Origin of the sequence: Pseudomonas sp. (assembly GCF_037994325.1) — a bacterium.
GTDB lineage: Bacteria > Pseudomonadota > Gammaproteobacteria > Pseudomonadales > Pseudomonadaceae > Aquipseudomonas.
This window is the reverse complement of the sequence record NZ_JBBNAH010000749.1, coordinates 1-6141: the sequence shown is the minus strand read 5'-3', so window position 1 is coordinate 6141 and position 6141 is coordinate 1. Positions and strand designations below refer to the sequence as shown.

At 60.2% G+C, this 6141-nt stretch carries 9 protein-coding genes; 4 read left to right on the top strand and 5 right to left on the bottom strand.

Annotation, left to right across the window (positions count from 1 at the left end; genetic code table 11):
• Nucleotides 1–560: 560 nt before the first annotated feature.
• Nucleotides 561–989 (bottom strand): MAPEG family protein, encoded by a 429-nt coding sequence (locus tag AAAB16_RS25245; RefSeq protein WP_340665830.1) that lies wholly within the window; start codon nt 987–989, stop codon nt 561–563.
• The gene (locus tag AAAB16_RS25240; RefSeq protein WP_340665829.1) at nt 986–1297 is read right to left on the bottom strand and encodes a DUF2834 domain-containing protein; all 312 of its coding nucleotides are present in this window, start codon (nt 1295–1297) and stop codon (nt 986–988) included. The genes AAAB16_RS25245 and AAAB16_RS25240 overlap by 4 nt, the downstream gene beginning before the upstream one ends.
• Nucleotides 1298–1406: 109 nt before the next feature.
• On the opposite strand from AAAB16_RS25240, the gene AAAB16_RS25235 reads away from it, so the two are divergent.
• Entirely contained in the window at nt 1407–2228 is an 822-nt protein-coding gene (locus tag AAAB16_RS25235; protein ID WP_340665828.1) for a helix-turn-helix domain-containing protein, read from the top strand.
• 401 nt (nt 2229–2629) lie between these two features.
• Here AAAB16_RS25235 and AAAB16_RS25230 read toward each other — a convergent pair whose 3' ends face one another.
• Entirely contained in the window at nt 2630–3376 is a 747-nt protein-coding gene (locus AAAB16_RS25230; protein ID WP_340665827.1) for a class I SAM-dependent methyltransferase, read from the bottom strand.
• Between the two features lie 214 nt (nt 3377–3590).
• On the opposite strand from AAAB16_RS25230, the gene AAAB16_RS25225 reads away from it, so the two are divergent.
• Complete coding sequence (locus AAAB16_RS25225) at nt 3591–3890, top strand: hypothetical protein (RefSeq protein ID WP_340665826.1); 300 nt, start codon at nt 3591–3593, stop codon at nt 3888–3890.
• 124 nt (nt 3891–4014) lie between these two features.
• Nucleotides 4015–4521 (top strand): hypothetical protein, encoded by a 507-nt coding sequence (locus AAAB16_RS25220; protein WP_340665825.1) that lies wholly within the window; start codon nt 4015–4017, stop codon nt 4519–4521.
• Between the two features lie 331 nt (nt 4522–4852).
• Here the strand turns inward: AAAB16_RS25220 and uraH are convergent, their stop codons facing one another.
• A complete protein-coding gene (uraH, locus tag AAAB16_RS25215) occupies nt 4853–5263 on the bottom strand; it encodes a hydroxyisourate hydrolase (protein WP_340665824.1) in 411 nt (136 codons plus the stop codon).
• Nucleotides 5264–5276: 13 nt separating this feature from the next.
• Nucleotides 5277–5783 carry a heme-binding protein gene (locus AAAB16_RS25210; RefSeq protein WP_340665823.1) on the bottom strand — a complete coding sequence of 169 codons (507 nt, stop codon included), beginning with the start codon at nt 5781–5783 and terminating at the stop codon, nt 5277–5279.
• Between the two features lie 125 nt (nt 5784–5908).
• On the opposite strand from AAAB16_RS25210, the gene AAAB16_RS25205 reads away from it, so the two are divergent.
• Nucleotides 5909–6141, top strand: a 233-nt coding sequence (locus AAAB16_RS25205) for a response regulator (RefSeq protein WP_340665822.1), incomplete at its 3' end; no start/stop codon positions are given.

Sequence of the window (6141 nt, the reverse complement as noted above, 5' to 3'; positions counted from 1 at the left end):
GTTAAATAAAATCGCCTCTTTTCTCCATTGCGCTGACAATGCCGCCGGAATTATATTACGCCCCCCCTCCCAACACGGACACTTATGAAAAAAATCTCGCTAGCTCTAGTTTTACTCACGCTGTCCGGCTGCATAAATATTGCTATTAGCCCTGAGGTTAACGGCCGAGTTACAGACTCGGAGGGCAATCCGCTTGTGGCTACGGTTCAACTTCAGAATGACCAACTGCAAAATAAGTTAGAGACGACTACGACAAGCCCAGACGGTTCTTTTTCTGTGGGCGCGATTCGTGTATGGACGCCAGTCCCTTTCTTGTCTATCGCAATCCTCAACACACTCACCGTAACCTCGCCCGGGTTCAGGCCAATAAAGCTTCAATACGAAGGTTATGACGAGGTTTCTACCGATGTGATCTTGGAGAAGGCCGAGTAGAGCCCAAGCAATGGCCCGCACAGCGCGTTAACGCCAAACCTTTACACACGCAAACAACTCATCACCCACCTCCCCGCCCACTCCACCGTTTTTCATGGTTAGAAAGGAGGCCGCTCAGACTTACTTTCCTAAACGCCCCATGCACCCACCGTAACTAACCCAGCAAGCCCAACCAAACAAACCACCCCCACCCCATAGCTCACTGTGCGCCACGGTTGAACGCTCGCCAGATAGGCCAACGTATGCACCACCCTGGCGGCGGTAAACACGCCACACAGCCAAACCGTTGCGGTAGCAGGTGCCTGCACAACAATGGCTAGCCCCGCTAGCGCTATAAACACCGGAATATTTTCCAGGTCGTTCAGCCAAACTTTGGCGCCACGCGCCACCTCTGGTAGCTCTGTGGCATTGGCGGCGCGGTTGAAGACGGCGGCGTCTTCCGGGTTGGTAAAGGCGGCCAGGCGCATGCGGAAGTAGCCTTGGTAGCAAGACACGGCAACCATTTTGAAGAACAGCACCACCACGCAGGTGGCACACACGGATAAGGCGGTGTTCATGCCCGCCGTTCCCGCAGTTGTTTTATCACCAGATACAGCAGCGGGCCGATTGATACGAAGACCAGTGTGAGCAGTACGTAGGGCAGCACGCTGGCCGGTGATTGGCCTCGGGCGCGGGTGTCGTTGACCATCCAGATACAGGCCAGGGTGGCCATCAGGTATAGGTCGATGAGCACTTGGGCGGTGTCGGGGCGGCTCAGCAGTTCCAGCCCCAAGGCGAGCAGCGACTGCTCTGCGGTGAGCAGCGTCCAGCCGGTGTACAGGGCAAATAACAGTAATGCGGCCAGTGGTAGAAAGAGGGTTCTCATGGCGTTCTCCTGGGTACGGTTCCAGGGCACATTTAGTGATAGGGTGCTTCGCCGCTCAATGACCTCACAGGTCATGGACGTTTCTCGCACGGATAGCCAAGGTAGACGCATGAGTAGCCGTCACTTCCATCGCACCCCGCCCGCCAACTGCCTGGCGGCGGGCGCTCATTTGCGCAGGCTGCGCCAGCAGGCCGGTTTAAGCCAGTTGGCGTTGTCGCTGCTTACCGGCATTTCCCAGCGCCACCTCAGCTGTATCGAAACCGGCCGCGCGAAAGCCAGCACCAGCACCCTGCATGCGCTGCTGTCGGCTCTCGACACGCCGCTGGAATACAGCAACGAGGTGTTCCTCGCGGCCGGTTATGCGCCGCGCTACGCGGCCTCGCCGTTGCAAGCGCCGGAATTGGCGATGGTGGATGACGCCATTAACCATATCTTGCAGGCGAACAATCCCGCGCCCGCCATCGTGATTGCCAGTAACTGGGATATCACTGCGGCCAACGTCAGCGCCGGTTTGTTGTTTGCGATGGTCGGTGTGCACGCCGGCGTTGAGCTGGGGCTTAACTTGCTGACTACGCTGCTGTGCCCGGGCGGCTTGGGCGACCACCTGGTTAATGCCGACGAGATTCGCGCAGTCGCTTGGCAACGTGCCTCCCGAGAGGCCGCCAGCCACGCGTCGCTCGCTGAGTTGCTGCGTGATTTGCCAAGACCCGCTGGGTTGCCCGATAACGCCGCGCTGGCGCCGGTGGTGTTGACCCGGCTGAACACCCTGCAAGGGCAGGCGTTGACGTTTCTTTCCACGTTCACCACGTTTGGGATGCCGCTGGACATAACCGTGGCATCGCTGCGAATTGAGCACCTGATACCCGCCGATGCGCAGACCTGGCAGGTGATGAAAGTGGCGTATGAACGGGCAACTGAGGTTTCGACTTAGCAGGCGCGAAGTCAGTCGCTACACAGGCGTTTATGGACAGGTCACCGGTGTTCGAGACTGGTGCTTGGTCCACAGAAGACGACCGTTAATTCTTCCCTCAGACCATGACTCGGTAACAGACGCGCACGTGCCGTTTAGGTTTTCAACAAACGTCCGTGGATAACCTTCAGGCGCCTCGCCTCCCAAACGCATCCAGTTGGGATCGGTCGAGGTCACTGATTGGTAAGGCATACAGGCGGCCAGTGTGAGCAGCACAAGCGGTAAAAGCAGCTTTTTCATGTAAAGCCCAAGCAGTTGGAAGGTGTGTGGCCGCGTTTGCATATGGGGCGGCCTATCAGGGCCGATCGATGCGCGGGTGAAAGAAAGCAAAGCATCAACACGGGTGGTTGCCCCTCACCGCTTCAAACCTTCACACACGCAAACAACGCATTGCCCAACTCGCCATCCCACGCCAGCAATTTCTCGTAGTCATGGGCCAGCACATGCACGTCAAACCACGGTTCCAGCAAGGCGGTGAGTTCGGCAAAGCTCACGGCCACCATGGGGTGTTCGTCGTGCCATATCTGTTTTTCGCCCTCGGCCGTGGTCTTTTCAATGCGCAGTTTTAGCGCTTGGTGCTCGCCCTGCCCTGGGTAGCTCCAGGCGGAGCTAAAGCCGAATACCCCATCCTCATGGGTGGCGGTGTGGGCGACGAAGGCTTCGTTGGCGATTTTGTTTTTGTCGACGGCGTTAAAGCAGAACACGCCGCCGACGGCTAGGGCGCTGTGCACGCTGGCGATGCAGGCTTTTAGGCGGTCGAGGGTGGCGCTGTAGTGCAGGGAGTAGAGAAAGCAGGTGATAAGGTCCAGCGGTTGGCCGTGGGTGAAGCTGCACATGTCTTGCTTGGCGAAGTGGGCTTCGGGGCAACGCAGGGCCGCGCGGTCGAGCATGGGTTGGTTGATGTCCAGGCCCGCGCTTTGGTAGCCGGCGTCGATAAAGTGGCGCACGTGCGGGCCGGTGCCGCAGGCGAGGTCAAGGTGGCGTTTGCCGGCGTTGCCGAAGAGTTGGTGCAGGCGCTGCGCGCTGTGGCTTTGTGCGCCGTAGGCGATGTCGGCGCACATCAGGTCGTAGTAGCCGGACAGGTCGGTGTAGAGGGCGTTGCCGGGCATGGGTGACCTGTGGCGGTTAGCGGCGAATTAGGGGGCGCGGATGATAGCCCAGGGCGGCGGTAGGCCGGGAAAATTCCGGCCTGTGGCATGGCAGTTGCGCTTTTAGCAGGGCGACAAGTCCTGTTCAGGGCTGTGCGCCAGTCGGCTTGTGCCATGCCGGGCTAGCGCGTTTAATCGCGCCACTAATTACCCGCCTTTTTTGAATGGATTCGCCATGGCCTTTTCGCCCCGCCGCTGTGCCCTGCTCGCTTTACTCAGCTGCCCGTTACCGCTGGCGGCAAGCCAGGCCGCCGACTTACCCGCCGATGTAACGGCCTTCATCACCCAGCGGGAAACCTGCGAACACTTTCTTGGCGAAGAACCCTACGATGCCGCTCGCGCCGCCGAGCTGGCCGACGCGGCGGAGAAATACTGCACCACGCTGAACACGCAATGGGCGCAGTTGCGGGCGCGCTATAAAGACGACAAGGCGGCGCTGGCGGCGTTGGGTGAAGAGTCGCCGCTGTCGCAGTGAGCCGGCGAAAACCAGTGGCAGCCCCTAGTGTTCAGCTTTGCTCGGGGCAGCGCCTTCGGCTGCTGTTTTAACGGCCGCCGTTTTACTCAAGCCCTTCGCCACATCCGCCGTAGAGAGAGCCTGTATGGATATGCGTTTTCTCACCCTTCTGGACTACCAGAGCGTGCACCTTTACAAGTTCATCACCCTCACCTGCTTTGTGCTGATGACGGTGATGGCAGCGCTTGGCGCAACCACCATGACCCGCGGCGATATGGTCTTTCTTGTGCCCCTGCTACTGCTGCTATGGGGGCGCTTCGCCGTGGAATACAGGCGCCTGCGAAAATGCGCGATGGCCTTTGTGCATAACGATGAATTGGTACTCACCCAAGGCCACTCGCACCGGCAGATTCCGTTAGCGAGCATTACTGCGGTGAAGTCCCAGTACAGCCTGCTTATCGCCCGACGTTATCGGTCGTGGACCGAGCACGTGGCGTTTTTGCAGGTGACGCTGAATACCGGCGAGCGGGTTTATACCTTGGTGGAAAGTGCCGTGCTGGAAGTGCCGCCGGGCAAGGAAACGTTGGCGGGGGTGCAGGCGGCGGTATTGGCGGCTAAGGGTAAACGGCTGGCGCAGAACGTGCCGTTGTAGGAAGCACTCCACTGCAAGCAACTCAATCAGTCCCCTCTCCCGCTTGCGGGAGAGGGCTAGGGTGAGGGGCTTTTGCGGCTGAAATCTGCGGAGCCCGGCCCCTCTCCCCTAGCCGGCCGCCCACCAGCCGCTCAAAGCACTTCACTGCAAGCAACTCGATCAGTCCCCTCTCCCGCTTGCGGGAGAGGGTTAGGGTGAGGGGCTTTTGCGGCTGAGATCTGCGGCGCCTGCTCCCTATCCCCCCGCCCCTAGCCGGCCGCCCGCCAGCCGCTCGAAGCGCTCCACTGCAAGCAATTCAGTCAGTCCCTAGAGGAGCCAGAACGCGGACTTTTCAATTACCGCGGTAGGTGGAGAAGCCGTAGGGGCTGAGCAGCAAGGGGATGTGGTAGTGGGCCACGGCGCCATCCACGGCGAAGATTACGGGCACTTCGGGGAAGAAGGTTGGCGCGTTGTGGGCGCGGAACCAGTCGCCAGTTTTAAAGGTGACGCGGTAGGTGCCTTTTTCCAGGGTTTTGTTTTCTGGGTACAGGGCCGGAATGCGCCCTTGTGCGTTGGTGGTGCCGCTGTTGAGCAGGGTCCAGCTGTTGCCGGTTTGTTGTTCAAGGGTGACGCGTACGTCGGCCGAGGGCAGGCCGTCTTGCAGGTTGAGTACGTGCACACTCAGGGGATTGTCAGCGGCCAGGGTCAGGCTGGATACGGCGCTCAGGGCGATGCCGGCGAGTAGGGTTTTAAGGCGTGTCATGGTGGGGCTCCGGTTAGTTTTTTGTGGGTAACAGTTGGTTGATGGCCTGTTGCGCGCAGCCTTCGTCGTTGCTGCTGCCGCCAGCACCGGCAACGCCGATGGCGCCGATGACTTGGCCGTCGACACGCAGGGGCAAACCGCCGCCCAACAGCAGCAGTTCGTTAACGGTGGTGAGGTTGGCGGCGTCGGGGTTGTTGCGGGCGCGTTCGGCGAGGGTGCCGGTGGCGGTTTTGGTCGACAGCGCGGTGAAGGCTTTGCGTTGCGCAGCAGCGGTGTTGTGCGGGCCAACGTTGTCGTCGCGTTGCAGTGCCACCAGGTTGCCGCCACGGTCGACCACTGCGGCCACGGCGGTCAGGCCTTTGGCGTGGCAGGCAGCCAGGGTGGCGTCAAGCAGTTGGTTGGCCAGGGGCAAGGTGACGTCGGCACGCTGGGCGACGTTTGCCGCGGCCAGGGCATGGGCACTCAACGTCAGGGCCAGCAGGGTGAGTGGGATGGTTCGGCTTAGCACGGCGTTCTCCATAGGTGGCAAGTGGCGGCCATGCTGCGCGCCCCTGCCCTACCAGCCGATTGCCGCTGGATTACAGATTTGTAATGGGCGAACCGAGGAGAAACGCCTAGCCTAGTGCGCACGTTGTGGAGGACCAGATGCGCATCCTGCTTGTGGAAGACGAAGTAAAAACCGCCGATTACTTGCGCAAGGGCCTGAGTGAGTCGGGCTATCTGGTGGAGGTGGCACACGATGGGTTGGACGGCCAGCACCTGGCGCAGGAGCAGGCGTTTGATTTGATCATTCTCGATGTGCAGTTGCCGGGCATCGATGGCTGGCAGCTGCTGCAAATCATCCGCTGCAAGCAGCAAACCCCGGTGCTGTTTTTAAC

Bases quoted from the DNA above. Each gene is read 5' to 3' on its own strand.
- AAAB16_RS25230 (WP_340665827.1), bottom strand. From the start codon at position 3,376: ATGCCCGGCAACGCCCTCTACACCGACCTGTCCGGCTACTACGACCTG.
- AAAB16_RS25210 (WP_340665823.1), bottom strand. From the start codon at position 5,783: ATGGAGAACGCCGTGCTAAGCCGAACCATCCCACTCACCCTGCTGGCC.
- uraH (WP_340665824.1), bottom strand. From the start codon at position 5,263: ATGACACGCCTTAAAACCCTACTCGCCGGCATCGCCCTGAGCGCCGTA.
- AAAB16_RS25245 (WP_340665830.1), bottom strand. From the start codon at position 989: ATGAACACCGCCTTATCCGTGTGTGCCACCTGCGTGGTGGTGCTGTTC.
- AAAB16_RS25220 (WP_340665825.1), top strand. From the start codon at position 4,015: ATGGATATGCGTTTTCTCACCCTTCTGGACTACCAGAGCGTGCACCTT.
- AAAB16_RS25225 (WP_340665826.1), top strand. From the start codon at position 3,591: ATGGCCTTTTCGCCCCGCCGCTGTGCCCTGCTCGCTTTACTCAGCTGC.
- AAAB16_RS25240 (WP_340665829.1), bottom strand. From the start codon at position 1,297: ATGAGAACCCTCTTTCTACCACTGGCCGCATTACTGTTATTTGCCCTG.
- AAAB16_RS25235 (WP_340665828.1), top strand. From the start codon at position 1,407: ATGAGTAGCCGTCACTTCCATCGCACCCCGCCCGCCAACTGCCTGGCG.